The sequence below is a fragment of the Sphaerochaeta sp. PS genome (genome assembly GCF_032144095.1).
Classification (GTDB): Bacteria; Spirochaetota; Spirochaetia; order Sphaerochaetales; family Sphaerochaetaceae; genus Sphaerochaeta.
The window spans coordinates 136,807-156,094 of sequence record NZ_JAVSNJ010000001.1 but is presented as its reverse complement, the minus strand read 5'-3'; the positions used below and the strand labels follow the sequence as shown (position 1 = coordinate 156,094).

Here is a 19,288-nt window from a genome sequence, read left to right as displayed (position 1 = left end):
TATATGGAGATTGCGAAAGTAGATTATCCCTTGACAGCACCACTGTAGGAACCCATGGTAATCTGCCGCTGGAAAATCATGAATACAAGCAAGGGAACAAGGGAGGCAGACAAAATGGAAGCAGACAGAATGGTGTCATCAAGCCCATATTGACCCTGCAACATTCCAATTCCTTGGGTAATCGTCCTGAGTTGCTCGGTCTGGAGCAACAAAAGAGAGAATGGAAGTTCGTTCCACATGGATTGAGTTCCGATGATCACAATGATGATGATCATGGGTTTGGCAATAGGAGCCATGATGTAATACAACATACGGTATACACCGGTCCCATCGAGCCTCGCCGATTCAACAATTTCCAGGGGGACCGTCGAATAATAGGTTGTCATGATATAGGTACCGAAGGGCCCAAAGTAGGCAACCCAGACCAGTACCAGCCCCAGATAGTTGTTGATCAGGTGTAGCTTACGGCAGATCTGGAAAATCTGTATTGAAAGCAGCATCTGCGGGAATATCATGAGAAACAAGACTGCGAGGAACAAGGGGAACCGAAACGGAAACCGCAATCGCCCAAAAGCAAAGCCTGCAGTTACGCAGACAAATAGGTAGAGCACGAGCCCTGAGGGGATCAGGATACAGCTATTGAGGAAATACTTGAGCATATGTCCTTTCACCCAAACATAATAATAGTTTTCAAAAGTGATTTTTTGGGGCATGAGCAGCTTGTTGTTTACATATTCGGCCGAGGATTTCAAGCTGGTGAATAGAATAAAAATTACAGGATAGAGTGCCAGGAAGGCAAACACAACCAACACCAGATACATGATTCCCTTTACGGTTTTCTCATAGTTATTGGACATCTGAGCTTTTCCTCATGAGTTCGACCTGGAAATATGCAATGATCGCGCAAACCACAAACAGGGCGCTTGCCCAAGAACTTGCATATCCCATGTTGAAGGCAATGAAACCCTCATTGTAGATCCCATACTCCAAGGTAAACGTAGCGAACCCGGGGCCGCCACGGGAGAAGGTGTAGATAAAGGGAAACGCACGTGCCAGGATTTCAATGAACGACAGGACCACCCAGAATTCAATGGAAAACCGGATGGACGGTATGGTGACATTCCAAAAAGTGCGCCACCAGAGGGCTCCGTCAATTTTTGCAGCATCATAGAGAGAATCATCGATACTGCTCATCGCGGCAAGGAAAAAGATACAACCAAAACCCAGACGCAACCAAACCCCATATACCAACCCCAGCGTGTTGAGGGCCAAGACAGGATTGCTCAGCCAATCAAGTGCGAATGAGCCCAATCCCATAGCTATGAGTACATTGTTCAAGGGACCCAGTTTCCTGAACATGATACTGGAGATCATCCCGATGATAACGTAGCCAAGGATGTTTGGGATGTAGATGATCGCCCTGAAGATCGGCCACCCCTTGAGCCCCTCTCGCAATACTGCCGATATGAGGATAGGGAGGATGACACCCAGGGGGATGTAGAGAAGCAGGACAAAGGTGTTCTTGATGGAAATCCAAAAGGTTTCATCCTGCATCATTGTCCGATAGTTTTCCAACCCAATGAATGTCGCCTTACCCATGCCTTTCCATTTGAAAAAGCTCAGATATACATTGGCGATTACCGGGTAGAGAATGAATACCAGCAAAAGGACCAGCAATGGCGCTATAAGCAGGTATGATTCAAATGTCTCGCTTTTCATTTTGGGTGTTAGCATTTTCATGTGAAGCTCCCGAGCAAAAGTATGGGTTGCCTGTGTGTAGTATACCATTGCAGACAACCCACGATATGACCAATTACTTTGATTTCTGAACGTTGTCCAACATACCTTGGGAAGCAGCAATGAACTTGTCGATGCTGATTTCATTCGATACAAAGGCCTGTGCACAGTATCGGTCAAAGTTGCCATTGGCATCCTCGTTCAACAACAGTGTGTTGAAATCCAGTACGAACGGTCTCTGAAGAATTTCTGCCACCAACGGATATCCCAAGCTCTTGATATCAACATTCTTGTTGGGAGAGAGGGCACCGGTCATACCCATCCACATCGCATTTCCTTCGCCGCGGGCATATCCTTCAACGACCTTCATCGCAGCTTCAGGATTCTTTGACCACTTCATGACACTGTATCCAATACCGGCAGGCTGACCGACCTGTTGGTCCTTATACTTTGCTTCAGGGAAATTGATGGTAGGGAAATAGCCTACAGCATCAGTGCCCAATGCATCGCCAAACACTTTCCAATGGCAGACATCAGAGAGCAATCCGACGAACATTGCACCCTTGCTTGCTGCAAAGTTGTTGGCTGCATCCATGAAATAGGGAGTCGATGTACCTGCAGGATCGATATAACCCTTCTTGAACATCTCCTGGACCATCTCTGCAGAGCGCTTGAATGCGGCATTGCCTACAAAATTCTGTTTTCCGGTCCCAAGGGCACTTACCTCTGGACCATAGATGTTGGCAACAAAACATCTGAAGAGGAAATCGATGGTGTACGGGCTGCCCTGCAGTCCAGCAACCATGGGGACGATTCCGGCCTTCTTGAGCTTCTCACAGGCAGCCATGAAGGAGGCAACATCAGATGGCGCCTTTTCTGGGTCAAGACCAGCTTGTTTGAACAGGGCCTTGTTGTAGTAGATTCCAAAACCCTGGGTTGTCAGGGGAACCATATGGACGGGCTTTGCCCCATTTCCGCCTTCCGAACAGTATGCCCAGCTGAATTCGGAAATCTCAGGTCTCCAAGGTTGGATATATTTGTCCAGGGCGATTGTGTAATCATCGAATTCATACGCCTGTACACCACCGTGGAACATGACGATATCCGGGCCTGATCCCGCCTGTACGGCAGCACGTACCAACTGGTAATAGTTGTCGTTCGGTTGCCCGACGTGCTTGATCGTGATGCCAGGATTCTCACGCATGATCAGCTCATCGATTTTCACCATTGCTGGCTGAACACCCTCGACATCACCATATTTGAAATCCCAAATGGTGATCACAGCCGAACCATCAGTTTTTGCAGAACCCGCTTCTTTGGTTCCTGCCGCCCACATCAGCATGGATGGGACCAGCAAAAGAATTACACAGAGAACTTTACACCGCATCTTCATACATTCCTCCTATTGCAAATCAACCGGAAAGTTGAATGCTTTACTACTTCATCCTGAATAGGCCGCAAGGTAAGAATACAACCTTTGCCAATGGGTGGGCACCCTGGGTAAAACTGGCAATGTCATTCTCCTATCAAGCTCAGCTGCTTGGATATTTCCCATTCTTCCAACAGCCCGCCTGCAACCTATAGTGGATCTGCCTCCATATGTATAAACGTTAAACATAAATTTATTACCATTGCTATTTAACCGCTTAAATAACTATACATAGCATTTCCACTATCTGTCAAGAAAAAAATTGCCACCGAAAGGTTCTGCAAATACAGCAACCATTCGATGACAAGGGTTCCTTCAGAAATTCCAGGAAGAGGTACAGAGTCTCAGCTACTCTCCCTTTCCACAAGACGCGTCGAGATGATTTCATGGGAAGGTTGAATTCGTTTTTTCTCAATGACATCAACCAACAACTCCGCAGCCTTCGACCCTATCTCATATGCCCCGATGTCAAGGCTCGTGATCGAAGGTGAATGAATCCTGGTAATGAGCGTATTTCCTGCACTTATTACAGCAATTTTGGAAGGAACGTGGAGGTTTTTCTCCTTCAAGGCACGCAAGACCCCTACAGCAATCGTATCATTGAACGTTACAATTGCTGTGATATCCGGCATCCTTTGAATGGTATTCAGACACACTTTATACCCCTGCTCTTCCAGCATTGGGACATTGATGATCCAGTCATTGGAGAAACTCATCCCATTGTCATGGTATGCCATCATATAGCCGGTTCTCCGTTTTTCGCTTTGGGTATACTCCAAGGAGCCGTTCAAAAGGAGAACCTTCCTGTGCCCTTTCTTTATAAGGTAATTGACCATGGCATAATACCCTGCTGTCAGATCCGCATCCACATAAAATGAATCCTCACGATCATCAGGAGTCCCGATAACCACATAGGGGATATTCCTCTGCCGAATATGGTTAATGTACACATCGTTGATTCGTGGATTCATGATCAGGGCCCCATCAATGGGTTGGGTCAGGTTCAGGTCAGGATGGTTCTTGGTTTTTTCATTCAGGTAATCAGCATAGAGGTTTATCTGGTATTTCTTGAGGTGGAGCACGTCAAGAACACCTGCAAGGATATTATTGAAAAAGTAGTCCTCACGGATATTCTGCGAAGAAGAGGCGTATAGCCCTACAGTCCAGGTCTTATTGCTGGCAAGGTTTCTGGCAGTAATGCTAGGCCTGTAGTCCAACTCTTCGACAGCTTTCAGAATCCTATCGGTCACCTCCTGACTAATCTTTCTTTTTCCGGAAAGAGCATAGGAGACAGTTGCTGCAGAAACCCCGACATATTGCGCAACTGTTTCTATTGTTACTTTTTTCATACATTCCTTTAAACAAAACATTAAACACTTAAATGAGTTTAAGGTGATTATACCAATTCGTCAACAGGTCAAACCGGCAAGAATTACGAAGAAGATATGTTTAAATTCAACTCCCTTATCCAATGAAAGGATAGCCTTTGCACCTTTTCCTGAAGCGATTCTCCCCATTGGAACTTCTTGCAGGCACAATACAACCACAGGCTCTGCCATTTAGCACCTAGCTTAGAACTGCTTGCCCACCCCCATTGGATGGACGTAGTGCATCCTATGCTACATACTCAAGACCGGGAACTGGTTCTTCCCACCGGAGGAGACGATGATGAGCAAGAGTACATTTTCCAGTGACGAGGGGATCTGGCTTAAGGGAAACCTGCACGGCCACTCGACATTTTCCGACGGAGAGCTCTCCCTGTGGTTTTCTTCCTTCAAAACCACAGGCTCCCCCATACGGGAATGATTCATTTGAGGCAAGAATGGGATTTATCTTATTCGAGCCAGTTTTCTACATCTTCAACAATAACTTTTCGTTGACAAACTGATAATGCTGATTTACACTGCTTAACAAGTGGAAACGTTTCAACTATAAAGGAAAATACTGTTGCCAACCATTAAAGATGTTGCTAGAGATTCAGGTCTCGGCGTAGGGACCATTTCGCGCTATCTTAACAACAAACCAGTTACTACAGAGAATCGATTGAAAATAGCCCAATCTATCAAGAAGCTGGGATATGAGCGCAATGAACTCGCTCGGGGCCTAAAAACCAACCGGAGCTTTGTGATCGGAGTGCTGATTCCCGACCTGACGGATATCTTCGCTACCATGCTTGTGCAAACCATTGAGCAGATAGCGTACAACCATGGATACAACACCATTACCTGTGACTCCCGAGGAAATGATGCACTTGAGAGGGAGAAAATTCGACTGTTAGTGCGTAGGGATGTGGATGGCCTCATTGTATTCCCTTCAAATGATAGTGCTGCAAATGAGGCCTACGGAAAACTGGATATCCCCCTGGTTCTCATCAATACCAACATTACAGACTCACTATATGATACTATCAGAAGTGATGACTTTGAGGCAGGAAAACAAGCTGGGAATAACTTCTATAAGCATGGACACAGAAGAGTTGCTATCATCACACAGATGCGAAATCGCCCGGGGTACTTACGGGCCCAAGGGTTCTTCTCCGAGTTTGGGCCTTCCCATGACCCTTCCCTTCTCTATGATGGAGAGTTCTCTATAGATGATGGCTATACAGCCATGAAAGCCATTATGGAAAGTGAAAACCGCCCTACAGGAGTATTCACCACGAACTACTACACAACCATCGGTGCCTTGCGATACTGTCGGGAAGCCCATATTGAATTCCCTGAAGACATCTCATTCATCGGGTTCGATAATATCGGTGCAATACCCATCCTGGGACCTCCGATCACCATCATTGAACAACCAATCGTAGATATTGGAAAACAAGCAGTGTCACTGCTCCTTCAACAGATTGAACACCCAGATATTTCGACACGTACGCCAATCGAGATGCTTCTCAAGACACGTTTGGTTATCGCAGAATCGGTAAAAACAATCTAATACCACAAGTGGAAACGTTTCCACATAAAGGATACATGATGACTTCTTTGCAACGAAAAAAATCACGCCTGATGCTTCAGCATTGGCAACTATATCTGTTGCTTTTGCTTCCATTGGCCAATCTCATCATTTTCAAATACTTTCCCATTTTTGGCTTACAGATGGCCTTCAAGGACTTTCGGGTAAGCAAAGGGATTTGGGGGAGTCCGTGGGTAGGGATGAAACACTTCATCGCGTTTTTTACTTCACCCAACTTTTGGAGTATCATTGGCAATACGCTGACTATCAGCATCTATTCAATTTTGGCCGCATTCCCCTTTGCCATTCTCCTGGCCATTGGGATGAATGAGTTGGCGAGTGCACGGGCAAGAAAAACAGTCCAGTTCTTTACCTATGCTCCCTATTTCATCTCCACGGTCGTTTTGGTTTCCATGATGATGCAGATGTTTGATCCCCGGATCGGGATCCTCACAAAATTCCTCAAAATGCTCGGCTACAGCGGGGACAACGTCTTTGGTTCACCCTCAGCATTCAGACATCTCTATGTATGGTCTGGAGTATGGCAGCAAACAGGATACAACGCCATCATGTATCTTGCTGCATTGAGTGCCATCAACATCGAGCTCTATGATGCTGCCAAAGTTGATGGCTGTTCGAAATGGCAACGAATCTGGCACATCGACCTGCCAGGAATTCGCCCAACCATCATAATCCTCCTGATTCTCAATATGGGTTACATCATGAGCGTGGGGTTTGAGAAAGTCTACCTCATGCAGAACCCAATGAATCTGGGCAACTCAGAAATCATATCCACCTATGTCTATCGCATTGGGCTGATAAACAGCAACTTCAGTTTCTCCACTGCCATAGGCTTGTTCAACTCAGTCATCAACCTTGTATTAATGCTTTCCGTCAATAAAATAGCCCAAAAAGTAGGAGAGACCAGTTTATGGTAAAAAAACATTCTTTCTCCGACATCTCTTTCGATATTGTCAATAGGTTATTCATGATCTTCTGTACCCTCGTTGTGGTCTATCCTATCATCTACATTGTCAGCAGTTCCTTCAGCAGTGCAAACGCTATCATTGCTGGTAAGGTCTGGCTCTTGCCTGTTGAGCCAAGCATCAAGGCATACCAGGCAGTATTCAGGAACAAGCAAGTCGTCACAGGCTATACAAACTCGATCATCTACACTGCCGGAGGAACACTCATCAGCGTATTCCTCACCATTGCGGCAGCCTACCCGCTTTCCAGGAAATTCCTACCGGGAAGGAAATTCTTCACAGCAATGTTTGTCTTTACAATGCTCTTTTCTGGTGGCCTTATCCCCACTTACTTTGTGGTTCGTAATGTTGGGTTGATCGACACAAGATGGGCTATCATCCTTCCCAATGCGTTGAGTGTCTGGAATCTGATGGTAACACTCACCTATTTCAAGACATCCATTTCTGAAGAGATGTTCGAAGCGGCAATCATCGAAGGTGCAAGCGACTTTCGAATTCTCCAAGCAATTGTGCTTCCCCTCTCCCAGGCCATCATTGCAGTCATTGCCCTCTACTATGCCATTGGTATCTGGAACTCCTATTTCGATGCCCTGATCTATCTGAAGTCCAGTAGCAAGTTCCCTCTTCAAATTATCCTGCGGAATATCCTCATCATCAACCAATCGGACCTCTCCATGGGAGCCGACATGGTTGCGATGGCAAGACGGCAAGGAATGGCTGATGTCATGAAATATGCACTCATCGTCATTTCCTCGGCCCCACTGCTCATGATTTATCCGTTCGTTCAAAAACACTTCGTAAAAGGAGTGATGCTTGGTTCAATTAAGGGATAACGTAGGTTACCCCTAAGAAATTCATAGGAGGATTTATATGAAAAAAGGAAAGAAACATGTCGTTTTGATCGTGCTTCTCCTGCTGTTGGTAATCGTCAACCTGGGAGCGCAAGCAAAAAGCGAAACAACCAAGAAGGGAACAACTGTAACAGTGACTCCCGTCGGGACCTACCCTGTTGTGACAGAGCCTGTCTCTCTTACATTTTTGACATTGCAACCTGTATTCATTGAGGATTTGAATACAAACAGGTTTGCAAAATACTGGAATGAAAAGACTGGGGTCAACATCAAGTGGGAAACAATCCCCCGTGATGCAGTCAAGGAAAAACTCAACATCATCCTTGCCTCTGGTGACTACCCTGATGTGTTTTTCGGATTGGGCAGCCAAGAACAAGGCATCGGCGTTTCTCAGGAAATGACCTATGGAGTTCAGGAGCATATGTTCATGCCTTTGAACAACCTGATAGACCAGTACATGCCGAACCTTTCAAAACTCTTAGAAGAACGACCCGGTAGCAGGCAATTTTTGACAGCTCCTGACGGAAATATCTATGGGTTACCAGATTTCAACGAATGCTACCACTGCAGCATGTCACAGAAAATGTGGATCTATGAACCTTGGCTTGATGCTCTTGGGCTCAAGATGCCAACAACTACAGAGGAATTCCACCATGTATTGACTGCATTCAAGACCATGGATCCTAATGGGAACGGAAAAGCTGACGAAATCCCATTGGCCGGAGCCATTTCTGGCTGGAACAACAACCTTGAAACGTTCCTGCTCAATTCTTTCACCTACACAAACCTTGTTGCATCACTTGATGCAAATGTGAACACAGCCATAGGATTTTACCGTGATGGAAACACCATCAAGACCATGGTCAATACCTCTGAATACCAAGACGCCCTTCGCTATCTTGCAAAACTGTATCATGAGGGCCTAGTCTACCCCGCATCTTTCTCCCAGGACTCTGACCAGCTGACCCAGCTTGTTGAGGGACCGGAACAACCGATCGTAGGCGTTGTTGCAGGTGGATATGGTGGAATGTTCTCAATTGTTGGGGGAGAGAGATATCGTAACTACAAGCCCATGGCTCCTCTGAAAGGACCTAAAGGTGCACAATTCTCTCGTTTCTTCCTTCAGGCTCCGGTCATCGGCAACGTCGCAATCTCAAAAGATTGCAAGAACCCAGCCGTTGTGGCGAGAATGATAGACTTCCTCTACACGGACGAAGGGACATTGATGTCCAACTATGGATTTGAGGGAGAGGGTTGGAAATGGGCCGATACAAATGATTTTGGACTTGACGGGGAAAAGGCAATCTATCGTCTTCTGAAGCCTTGGAACGATATGGATCCTCAGAATGACTGTTTTGTCATGCTGGGAGTCCGTGCAAATACCTCCAGGATAAGGAACGGGGAGGCTGTTGATCCTAACGTTGACATCTTCAGTGCTGAAGGTCTTGAGGCTCTGCTCTATCAGAAAACACAGGAACTCTATGCACCATATGGATATCCAGAACTAGAAATACCTACTCTTCGTTTCCTTGAGGAAGAAGATCAGGCCTTTGCTTCCAAACGTTTGGCCTTTGCCAACTATGCAAGACAGTCACTGGTGAAATTCGTCACCGGAGTCTGGGATGTTGATGGCAACTGGAATGAATATATCAAGGGACTCGAAAAGCTCGATCTTCAAGGAATTCTTGCCTTGAACCAGAAAGCCTTCGACAGACAGAATAGCGCCAACTAACTACAAACTAAGTAACTATCACACACATTGAGGTGAGGGGAGACAACTCCCCTCACCTTTCAGAGGATGTTTATTATCATGTATACTATTCCATTTCGCCATATACATCTGGATTTCCATACTTCGGGGCTCATTAAAGGGATAGGAAAGGATTTTTCTAAAGGGCAATTCAAACAAGCTCTGGTCGATGGACATGTGGATTCGATTACCCTCTGTGCCAAATGTCACCATGGGTGGATGTACTACCCTTCAAAGGAGTTTCCGACTCATCCAACCATGCAGCTTGATCTGTTTGGGGAGATGTTGGATGCGGCCAAAGAGCTTGGTTTGACCATTGAAGCATACCTTTCTGTTGGATATGACGAAATCATTGCCCTTGATCAAAGCCAATGGTTAATGAGAAAGCAAAACCAAAGCCTCGATACAACTCCTGACTTCCTTACGCCAGGCTACCACCAGTTTTGCGTCAATTCACCCTACCTTGATCGGGTATGTGCCCAAGTGAAGGAAGTGTTGTCACTCTACCAAGTAGATGGGATCTTCCTTGATATTGTAGGAATAAGGAAATGCTACTGTCCTTCCTGCATGCAGGAAGCACATGCAAAAGGCATCAATCCAAATGACTCAAACCAGATGATGCAAATCTGGGAAAAGACATATTTCCACTACATCGAACAGATTGAAAGAACCGTTTCTAGCATCCAGCCAGGCATCGAAATCTTCCACAACAGCGGGCATATCGACCGTGGACGCTTAGATCTCATGGAGGTAAACTCACATCTTGAGCTTGAATCCCTACCAACCGGGGGTTGGGGCTATGATCACTTCCTTCTCTCTTCCCGATTCGTACAACACTTTGGCAAGCCCTACCTGGGGATGACAGGACGTTTCCAATATGGATGGGGGGATTTTGGAGGGTACAAGCATCCCAATGGAATGCGATACGAGATATCCCGTTTCTTGGCCAACGGAGCCGGCTGTTCGATTGGAGACCAGATGCACCCCTACGGCAAACTCGATCCCGGGCTATACAGAATGATCGGAGAGGTCTACCAGGAGGTTGAGGCAAAGCAACCATGGTGTACCAATGTAACAGCTGTCACTGAAGTAGGCATCCTTTCCACAGAATCTGCTGGAGACTATGCCATTTCCGGGGTCAATGAATCCCTCTCTCTAGGAAGTTCTGATATTGGGGCAGTGAGGATCCTTCAAGAAGGCCATATCCTCTTTGATGTCTTGTGTGCATCTGATGATTTTTCCCATTACAAGGTGATGATCCTCCCCGATAGGATCAAACTTACACCTAATCTGGAAAACAAACTCCTTGCATATTTGGATAGGGGAGGGAAAATATTTGCAACAGGGATCAGTGCCATGAAGGAAAAAGGGACTCTTGCCAGCCGCCTTGGCGTTTCCTGGAAGGGCCAGAACCTTTCGATTCCAAATTACGCCGAACCCTGTTTTCAGGTGGGATCCTTGGACAGTGATTCTTTTGTGATGTATCAAGGCAGTCAAGAAATTGAAGCCAACAATGAAGAAAACACCATCCTTGCCTTCCTGCAGGAATCATTTTTCAATCGCAGCATCGAGCACTTCTCTTCACACTACCATACGGCGAGTTCGCTCCAGAGAAAAGGTCCCGGTATGGTAGAAACACCTTCGAGTGTCTATGCAGTATGGAACCTTTTTTCGGAATATGCATTAAAAGGCAATCTTGCAGCCAAATACTTTGTGCTTTATGCCATGAAGAAACTATTGGCTCAACCCATAATCACCACACACTATCCTTCACAAGTGGAACTCTCCTTGATGAAACAAGAAGACCAAGGACGGTATGTGCTACATGTCCTTCAGGGTTCGCGTACACTCCATGGCAAACAAATGGAGATTGTCGAAGACCTGCTTCCTGTCCAACCGGAAAAGGTAGCTATACATGTGCAGGATTCCATACAGGATGTATATCTGATACCCCAAAGAGAAGCCATCCCCTATTCCTACAATGAGGGAAATCTGGAGTTTACTATCCCATCATTCTCCTGCCATCAGATGATATGCCTGTCATATACAAAAGAGGAAACCCATGAACATTGAAATTTGTCTTGAGTCGATAGAGAGCGTACTGGCTGCCGAGAAGGGCGGGGCCGACCGCGTCGAGTTCTGCGCCGACCTGTTCGAGGGCGGCACCACACCCTCCCTCGGTGCCTTCAAGGTTGCCAGGCAGCACAGCACCATCAAGATGAGCGTCATGATCCGCCCCCGGGGAGGGGACTTCTGCTACTCCAGCCTGGAGTTTGAGGCGATGAAGGAAGATATCCGCCTGTTCAGGGAGGCGGGTGCAGACTGCGTGGTCTTCGGCATCCTCACCCCCGAGGGGGAGATAGACCTGGAGAGGAACAAGGAGCTCATCGAGCTTGCACGCCCCATGGAGGTCACCTTCCACCGCGCCTTCGACATGACACCCAATGCACAGGCCTCCCTGGAGACCCTCATCGGCCTGGGTGTCGACCGCCTGCTCACCAGCGGGCTCGAGGCCACGGTGATCGAGGGCATCGAGACCCTTGCGGCCCTGGTCAGGCAGGCCGGGGACAGGATCATCGTGATGCCGGGTTGTGGCATCACCGAGCGCAACTTCGCCTACCTGGACAGCAAGGTCAAGGCGAAGGAGTACCATGTATTCCTTCCCGGAACCACCGAGTCGAGGATGACCTACCGCCCCGAGCACATCTACATGGGGGGGATGCTCAGGCAGGCTGAGTTCTCCATCAGCCATACCGACACGGACAGGGTCGGAACCATCACCAGGATCGGGGGCACGCTATGAAGAAGAGGATCTTTGTGGGTGGGCTCCACCACGAGAGCGACACGTTCAACCCCATCATCACCGGAAGGGACGACATCTGGGTCACCAGGGGTGAGGACCTCCTGGCCAACAAGGGCCGCAGTTCCGTCAATGGCATCATAGCCACCCTTACCTGTGCAGGGTATGAGGTCATCCCCTCCCTCATCGCCAGGGCGGTGCCCAATGGGGTGTGGGACAGGGAGTACTACCTGGAGCTGAAGGAAGAGTTGCTGACTGCATTAAAAAAGGCAGGAAAAATAGACGGCATAAGCTTGTCCCTGCACGGCTCGATGAGGGTGGACGGCATCGGGGAGGCGGAGCAGGACCTGCTTGCATCGATCCGGCTGATCCATCCGAAGCTCCCCATCATCACCAGCCTGGACATGCATGCCACCCTCACCAGGAGGATGTTCTCCTCCCTCGACGGCATGGTCGGCTACAAGTGCGCCCCCCATACCGATACCTATGAGACGGGCATCCATGCGGCCCTGATGATGATCCGGGCCCTGGAGGAGGGCTTTCTGCCCACCAGCGCCGCATGCCGCATCCCAATGCTGATCGCAGGCGAGCAGAGCGAGACATCGGTCGAGCCGATGAGGAGCCTGATAGAGGAGTGCAGGAGGGTTGAGAGGACCGAGCATGTGCTCTCCTGCTCCTACCTCCTGGGCTTCCCCTGGGCTGACGGGGAGGAGAACGGTGTGCATGCGGTGGTCACCACCGACGGGGACCAGGGCCTTGCCGACAGGCTGGCCAGGGAGATGGGCGAGCTGTTCTGGAGCCGGCGCAGGGAGTTCGGCTTCTACAACGAGACGAGGATGCCCTCCGATGCTCTGGAGGCAACCAGGAAGTCGCTTGGGGATGGAGTTTTCCCGGTGGTCATCAGCGACAGCGGGGACAACCCCACAGCCGGCTCGAGCCAGGATGTGACCACCTTCCTCTCCCTCATCCTGGAGGACAAGACTCTTTCCACCCTTACTCCCCCACTTGTCTACCAGGGGTTCTATGACCCCGAGGTTGTGAGGCTGGCGAAGGAGGCAGGGGTGGGCAAGACCATAGAGACCACCCTTGGCGCCAAGTTCGATACGCTGAAGAGCAAGGGCATAGCCATCAAGGCTGAGGTGAAGGCCATAACAGAAAAGTGGGAGCCTGCATACAACAGCGACCTGGTCCTGCTGGATGTACAAGGTGTCGATGTGGTGGTCACGGGCAAGCATGTTGGCTGCTACGACCCTGAGATGATGAGGGTCCTTGGGGTAGTTCCTGAGGAGAGAAAGGTCATCGTGGTGAAGCTGGGGTATCTGGAGCCTGAGATACGCTCCATTGCCAGGAGGTCGATGATGGCCCTTACCACCGGTTCCACCGATGAGCTGTTCGAGAGGCTGCCCTACAGGAAGCTCAAGAGGCCGATCTATCCCCTGGATGGGGAGTTCGAGGCTGAGCTGGTGCTGTTGTAGGCTCTAGGAATACCCAAGATAGATACACATAAGGCTAATAGACACCAAGGGGGGACCTGTTGCCAGATTCCCCCTTGGTCGATGCAATTGTATTTATCTGAATTTTCTATGTCTTATCCGAAACCAATGGTATGGAGTGCTTCAGGATTAATCTATCAAGGGCGTCTTTTCTTCTTTCTTGCATATTTCATCTCTGACAGCTTCATGGACACAAAGACCAGGAAAATGGAGGGCCAGGGGCTCTAGCCAATGTGCTAGATATTCTGCATATGATACTGGCCTGAATCGAGAAGAGAGACTGGACCTGTCGGGGGGAATCAGGATGTTTGCATCCAACAAAAGAGGTAATGCAGGATTCCCCAGCAAAGCACTAAAATTAGGGTTGGATGTCTTGGCATCTACCTTCACTCGTATTCCTCACCATCGCTGGTTTCATCCATTACAGTTACACCAAGATCTTCAGGGCTCTTGTCAAACATCCTGAGGGTTTCCACCAGGTCTTCAGCTTCAGTAATGCCGTCGTGATAGTTTGAAATTATCGTTTCCAAACTTGCAGCATCCAATGAGAGGATTGAAGTCCGACAATTGAGAAGATCAATAACCGGACCATCAATTGACGAAGCTATCCTATGGTATTGCCCATCAGGGGACCTTGTGTCCACTGCATACAATCGATCAAAGAGAACCTCATCGATTAGGTTGTTTTCTAACAGTTTCCTTACGATTGCCTTGTAGGGAAGCCACCAGACCACATGGACTCTTGCAATAGCACGAAGAATAGTTGGGATCCTTTCCTTTGAGAGATCCCCATCAAACCATTCATGGATAAGGGATACTAACTTGCTTGAAGGAAGAAGGAATTCGGAAGCAAAATAGTTAGCCTCTCTATCTGCTATATGTGAGACATCATCAGCCATGCAAATCCTGTACTCACTCTCATGATAGGAGGCAAAGAAGTAATGATACAGCTCATGGGCCAAGGCAAAGAGCTGCCGGTCATAATAATCGGCTGTATTCAGGCCGATAAAATGATGGGCCTCCCCACCACTCCTTGACAGGTGATACAAAGCCGAGAATTGGGGTATGCCAGTATCTGTTGAAGTAGAAACAGGCGCCTGGATTATGTGAATCCCCAGGGATTCGCAATACGCAAGAAGATTGTTTGCAACAGGCAGGTCCATGCCACCAATGGAGGATCGTCTCTCTTTTACCATCAACTCAATCTTTTTCCGACTGGCCATATCAAGGCATGCAGGTCTAGCCACGTATTCCCTTCCTGTTCAGATCTCGGAGGACCACTTGGCGTTTAAGTGTCATCATCATATGAAACATGGTATCAAATTGCTCTTTCGCTTCAGCTGTGTCTATGTTTCCCCTAAGATAGAGGTTTTCCATTCCTCTTGGTTCCTCTTCTACACAGAGCTGGTCGAATGAAAAGTTCAGGGTTGCTATCAACGCATCAAGCTGAGGAAGCGAGGGAAGATATGAACCACTCTCAATCCTTCCAATTACCTGCCTGTGTATTGAGGTTTGTTTTCCTAATGCATCTTGGGTTAGACCAAGACCCTCTCGCTTCTGTTTAACCAGAGAAGCAAGTTTCTCTTGTGATAGTACTTTCATGAATTTCTCCTATGCATAGGATATGTTTCATATCAAAATAAGTCAATATCTTTGCTTATATGGTACAATCCATATCATCTATTCATTTTCAGGTTTTACAGCGGGAGATCTATCTCTTTTCTTGGTACCACAAAGGCCCTATACTCAAGACCGGGAACTGGTTCTTCCCACCGGAGGAGACGATGATGAGCAAGAGTACATTTTCCAGTGACGAGGGGATCTGGCTTAAGGGAAACCTGCACGGCCACTCGACGTTTTCCGACGGAGAGCTCTCCCCCCAGCAGGTCTTTGATGGGTATCGAGGACGAGGATATGATTTTTTCTCGCTTACCGACCATAACCTCTATCGAAGCTATGAGACCTCCGATGACGGACTCATACTCATTCCCGGCTTTGAACTGACCTGCTACAGCAAGGAGAAGCGGATACACCTAAACTTCCTGCAGAAAGGGGAGAAAAGCCTGTTCGCTCAAAACCAGAGATTTGCAGTCGAGAACCACGAGCAGACAGAGCTGTTCATCAAGCAGGCAAAGGATGACTACCTTATCATGCTCAACCACCCCGGCTGGTCCCTCCTTGAGTACAGGGATGTAGAGGCTATGGATTCTCTCTTTGCCATGGAGGTATTCAACTATGGCAGCGAATGGCAGGACCGAGTAGGAGAGAGCTCCCACTTCTGGGACAATGCCCTCATGGGTGGCAAACGGTGGTGTGCCCTCGCCACCGATGACAACCACAACCAGTTGTGTTTAGTCAATATCTTTTCCAATAATTACCGTTTGGAATTCCATCCAATTACCGTTTAGCCAATTCTTGGATTTTTCCTCTACATTTCTTGGAACTCCTTTCGCTATTTTGATAAAACCCCTAAGAGTTTTGCCTTGCAAAGAAGCCCTTACCCCACAAGGTTTCCGATGCGGGGTATGGCAACAGCCCTATTCACAGGGCCGCTCTCAGTCAATCATAATCCTCGTCATATGGGGCATCAAGACAAGAGAATTCCTCCGTTCCGATGCCCCTCATTATGGAGAAGTAGATATCCAAACCTCCTCGCACCTCTTTTGTCGTCGGGCGACACATGGAATGGAACACCTGCTGGCAAATCAGGTCAAACCCTTCCTCTCCGATGATGTCCTGACATTCCCTGAGCAGCCGCAAGGTGCACTCGCGCTCCAGTTGTCCTGTAAGCCCCAAAGGCTGTGAACTGGACAGCCCCTGTATGGTATGTTTCATTTCTTGTTTACTCCAATCAACAGACGCCTGAGACAATCACCAATCCTGCCACTGCATCCCTGTAGTTCCCTGTAAAAGGAATGGCAACGACAGACGGCCAAGGTCACCTCATGGCCGGCTGGTCCTTCATAAGCGAGTGCTCCAGACGCCAGTCGCGGTCTCCGGTATTGATCAGGTGTCCATAATGCACAATCCTGTCAATGATGGCTGCCGCAAGCTGCTCGTCGGTGAAGAACTTGCCCCATTCGTTGAATGGTAGGTTCGTAGTGATTATCAAAGCCTTGCGCTCATAGCTCTCGGAGATGACCCTGAACAGCAGCTGCGCACTCTCCCTGTCTATGGGGATATAGCACAGCTCATCCAGACAGAGCAGGTCGAGATGGGACAGTTCTGTGAACATCTTCTCCAGGGTGCCGTCAAACTTGGCTTCCGAAAGGCGGGAGACAAGCTGCCCCACAGTGGTGAACTTCACCTTGTAGTCCTGCTTGCAGGCCATGATGCCCAAGGCGGTGCAGGCGTGGGTCTTTCCACTTCCACAGCCCCCATACCAGACAAGCACCTTCTTCTGGCTTATGAACTTGAGGCTGAGCATCTCCTCCTTATCCAGAAGCTTTGGGAAGACAATCCCGTTGAAGTCGTACCCCTCAAAGGTCTTGAGCACAGGAAACGTTGCCTTTTTGATGTACCTGGCCCTTCTCGTATGCTCCCTGAGCACCAGTTCGTGACTGATGACGGAGGAGAAGTAGTCCAGCTGGCCCAGAGTAGCACTGTCCAGGATCATCTGGATGGTTCCGCTGCTGAGCATGATTTTCCTGCATTTTTCGCCTACCTCAGTCTTGAGCGCCTTCTTTGAGCGGAAATCGCTGTCTTCACTGGCCATTGCTTTCCTCCTTGCCCATAGGGAGCAAAACATTGTACTTGTTGAGGTCAACACCAGTCGAATTCTCAGCCCTGTCCAGGTCGAAGGTCATAAGGCGGTTTGCCAAGGTGACAGCATCATCCTTCCTGAGTTCGCTGCCTTTCTTGAGGCACTCCTCAAGTGCCTGTTGGGCCACATCATAAGGAAAGTTCCTTGTCAGCTGCTCCAACAGCTCCAGGGTGCTGGCAGTCTGGTGCCGGGTTATTGTCGGTGAATCAAGATAGCTTTTCAAAGGGCCGTCAAGCATCTCCTCACGGATGAAACTGTTGCCCCAAGAGCCGGGCTTTCTGGAAAGCGATGCCAACATCGAACCTATGTTCTGGCTGCTGGTACGTTCACTACCATACTCCCTTGCCATGGTACCGATAAGCTTGCCATTTGCATCATAGGTGGTGACAGTCCAGGCCGCGGCATCCACAATTATGGGTGAGTCGCGATATTGCCCGCCAAGGGTATAGAAATGGTTGCCGCTGAGGCATATCCTCCCATAACCGTCAGCTTTGACAGTCTGTCTTGAAAACACCTCAAAAGGCTTCAAAGGCAGGGACTTGAACGCCTCCTTATCCTTTTTGAACAATTCTGAGACTGGAAGCTCATGCTTATAGTGCTTTATCCCAGCCTTCAGGTCGTAGCTGAGCTTCAACAATATCCCTGTATTATAGGAAGCTATATCTTGAGGCACATCCAAGGGAGGTACGAACAGGTTCCTTCTGATGTACCCGACATTCGATTCCACGTTTCCCTTCTCATTTCCACTATAGGGATTACAGAACCTGACTTGAAAGCCATAATGCATCCGGAAGAGGGTGAAGAGTCTGGTCATCTGTAGGATGTCTCCAATCCTTCGTCCGACACCCGTAGCGTTATCGAATATCAGTAGGAAGGGGACCCCTCCTAAGTACTCAAAGATGTCTCTCAGACCTTGGCAGACGCATTCGCTAGTCTCGCCCCTGAATATTTGGACAAAAGCCATATTACTGGCAGGAAAAGAGACTACCAGATACTTGAGCCTCTCCAGTTTCCCTCCGATATAGAAGTCCGCTTCGCCAAAGTCTACCTGGGCTTCCCCTGGATGCCAGACCAGCTCATCGTAGCCGAAGCGCATACTGAGCCTTTGTTCCTGCTTGTAGGCTGCTACAAAACGTGCAACCACATTGTAGGAACAGTTGAACTCCTGATGCTTCTCACCGAGGATGATCCAGACACGTTTGGCAGTATACCGCTGTTTCTTGCTCCAGCCGTGGCTTTCTACGATCATTGCCCTGATCTCATCCTTGTACGGATCAAGGATTGAACTGAAATGTTTGATGACAGGCTGGGCAGGTTGGTTGAAGTCTTCTTGCTCAACATACCGCTTCGCTGTCTTGTAATCGATGTCCTGGATCTTGGCTATCTCTGCAATGGTCTTTCCTTGACCTGCCAAGTCCTTTATACTCTCTATTCGGAACACTTGTAGCATCTCCTCCGATGCCTCCTTGGTTTTAATAATAGTTTGGGAACTACTGAAACCAAGTTAGCCTTGCCGGAACACCG

18 protein-coding genes are annotated in these 19,288 nt (G+C 48.4%); 9 read left to right on the top strand and 9 right to left on the bottom strand.

What is annotated here, in order from left to right:
- Positions 1 to 23: 23 nt before the first annotated feature.
- The 4 genes from ROJ03_RS00815 to ROJ03_RS00800 form a co-directional block, all read right to left on the bottom strand.
- Complete coding sequence (locus ROJ03_RS00815; protein WP_313725081.1) at positions 24 to 857, bottom strand: carbohydrate ABC transporter permease; 834 nt, start codon at positions 855 to 857, stop codon at positions 24 to 26.
- Complete coding sequence (locus ROJ03_RS00810) at positions 847 to 1,740, bottom strand: sugar ABC transporter permease (RefSeq protein ID WP_313725080.1); 894 nt, start codon at positions 1,738 to 1,740, stop codon at positions 847 to 849. Before ROJ03_RS00810 ends, ROJ03_RS00815 begins: the two co-directional genes overlap by 11 nt.
- 73 nt (positions 1,741 to 1,813) lie before the next feature.
- On the bottom strand, positions 1,814 to 3,130 hold the full coding sequence (locus tag ROJ03_RS00805; RefSeq protein ID WP_313725079.1) for an extracellular solute-binding protein: 1,317 nt from the start codon (positions 3,128 to 3,130) through the stop codon (positions 1,814 to 1,816).
- Positions 3,131 to 3,510: 380 nt separating this feature from the next.
- Positions 3,511 to 4,515, bottom strand: a complete 1,005-nt coding sequence (locus tag ROJ03_RS00800) for a LacI family DNA-binding transcriptional regulator (RefSeq protein WP_313725078.1) — start codon at positions 4,513 to 4,515, stop codon at positions 3,511 to 3,513.
- Between the two features lie 319 nt (positions 4,516 to 4,834).
- Between ROJ03_RS00800 and ROJ03_RS00795 the strand changes: the two genes are divergently transcribed.
- The 8 genes from ROJ03_RS00795 to ROJ03_RS00760 all read left to right on the top strand — a co-directional run bounded on the left by ROJ03_RS00795 (position 4,835) and on the right by ROJ03_RS00760 (position 13,983).
- Positions 4,835 to 4,972 (top strand): hypothetical protein, encoded by a 138-nt coding sequence (locus tag ROJ03_RS00795; protein ID WP_313725077.1) that lies wholly within the window; start codon positions 4,835 to 4,837, stop codon positions 4,970 to 4,972.
- A gap of 141 nt (positions 4,973 to 5,113) precedes the next feature.
- A complete protein-coding gene (locus ROJ03_RS00790; protein ID WP_313725076.1) occupies positions 5,114 to 6,103 on the top strand; it encodes a LacI family DNA-binding transcriptional regulator in 990 nt (329 codons plus the stop codon).
- A 218-nt stretch (positions 6,104 to 6,321) separates the two neighbouring features.
- Positions 6,322 to 7,059 (top strand): ABC transporter permease subunit, encoded by a 738-nt coding sequence (locus ROJ03_RS00785; protein WP_313725075.1) that lies wholly within the window; start codon positions 6,322 to 6,324, stop codon positions 7,057 to 7,059.
- Positions 7,053 to 7,940, top strand: a complete 888-nt coding sequence (locus tag ROJ03_RS00780; protein WP_313725074.1) for a carbohydrate ABC transporter permease — start codon at positions 7,053 to 7,055, stop codon at positions 7,938 to 7,940. Before ROJ03_RS00785 ends, ROJ03_RS00780 begins: the two co-directional genes overlap by 7 nt.
- A 37-nt stretch (positions 7,941 to 7,977) precedes the next feature.
- Positions 7,978 to 9,690, top strand: a complete 1,713-nt coding sequence (locus ROJ03_RS00775) for an extracellular solute-binding protein (protein ID WP_313725073.1) — start codon at positions 7,978 to 7,980, stop codon at positions 9,688 to 9,690.
- Between the two features lie 78 nt (positions 9,691 to 9,768).
- The gene (locus ROJ03_RS00770) at positions 9,769 to 11,781 is read left to right on the top strand and encodes a beta-galactosidase trimerization domain-containing protein (RefSeq protein WP_313725072.1); all 2,013 of its coding nucleotides are present in this window, start codon (positions 9,769 to 9,771) and stop codon (positions 11,779 to 11,781) included.
- Positions 11,771 to 12,511 (top strand): copper homeostasis protein CutC, encoded by a 741-nt coding sequence (locus tag ROJ03_RS00765; RefSeq protein WP_313725071.1) that lies wholly within the window; start codon positions 11,771 to 11,773, stop codon positions 12,509 to 12,511. Before ROJ03_RS00770 ends, ROJ03_RS00765 begins: the two co-directional genes overlap by 11 nt.
- Positions 12,508 to 13,983 carry a M81 family metallopeptidase gene (locus tag ROJ03_RS00760; RefSeq protein ID WP_313725070.1) on the top strand — a complete coding sequence of 492 codons (1,476 nt, stop codon included), beginning with the start codon at positions 12,508 to 12,510 and terminating at the stop codon, positions 13,981 to 13,983. Before ROJ03_RS00765 ends, ROJ03_RS00760 begins: the two co-directional genes overlap by 4 nt.
- Before the next feature lie 404 nt (positions 13,984 to 14,387).
- Here ROJ03_RS00760 and ROJ03_RS00755 read toward each other — a convergent pair whose 3' ends face one another.
- Together ROJ03_RS00755 and ROJ03_RS00750 are read right to left on the bottom strand one after the other, a co-directional pair.
- On the bottom strand, positions 14,388 to 15,248 hold the full coding sequence (locus tag ROJ03_RS00755; RefSeq protein ID WP_313725069.1) for an ImmA/IrrE family metallo-endopeptidase: 861 nt from the start codon (positions 15,246 to 15,248) through the stop codon (positions 14,388 to 14,390).
- Entirely contained in the window at positions 15,241 to 15,603 is a 363-nt protein-coding gene (locus tag ROJ03_RS00750; RefSeq protein WP_313725068.1) for a helix-turn-helix transcriptional regulator, read from the bottom strand. The genes ROJ03_RS00755 and ROJ03_RS00750 overlap by 8 nt, the downstream gene beginning before the upstream one ends.
- Positions 15,604 to 15,788: 185 nt before the next feature.
- Here ROJ03_RS00750 and ROJ03_RS00745 point away from each other — a divergent pair, with 185 nt between their 5' ends.
- A complete protein-coding gene (locus ROJ03_RS00745; protein WP_313725067.1) occupies positions 15,789 to 16,409 on the top strand; it encodes a hypothetical protein in 621 nt (206 codons plus the stop codon).
- Between the two features lie 151 nt (positions 16,410 to 16,560).
- Here ROJ03_RS00745 and ROJ03_RS00740 read toward each other — a convergent pair whose 3' ends face one another.
- The 3 genes from ROJ03_RS00740 to istA form a co-directional block, all read right to left on the bottom strand.
- Complete coding sequence (locus ROJ03_RS00740) at positions 16,561 to 16,836, bottom strand: hypothetical protein (RefSeq protein ID WP_313725066.1); 276 nt, start codon at positions 16,834 to 16,836, stop codon at positions 16,561 to 16,563.
- Between the two features lie 103 nt (positions 16,837 to 16,939).
- Complete coding sequence (gene istB, locus ROJ03_RS00735) at positions 16,940 to 17,716, bottom strand: IS21-like element helper ATPase IstB (protein WP_313725065.1); 777 nt, start codon at positions 17,714 to 17,716, stop codon at positions 16,940 to 16,942.
- Entirely contained in the window at positions 17,706 to 19,214 is a 1,509-nt protein-coding gene (gene istA, locus ROJ03_RS00730; RefSeq protein WP_313725064.1) for an IS21 family transposase, read from the bottom strand. The genes istB and istA overlap by 11 nt, the downstream gene beginning before the upstream one ends.
- Between the last annotated feature and the right edge of the window lie 74 nt (positions 19,215 to 19,288).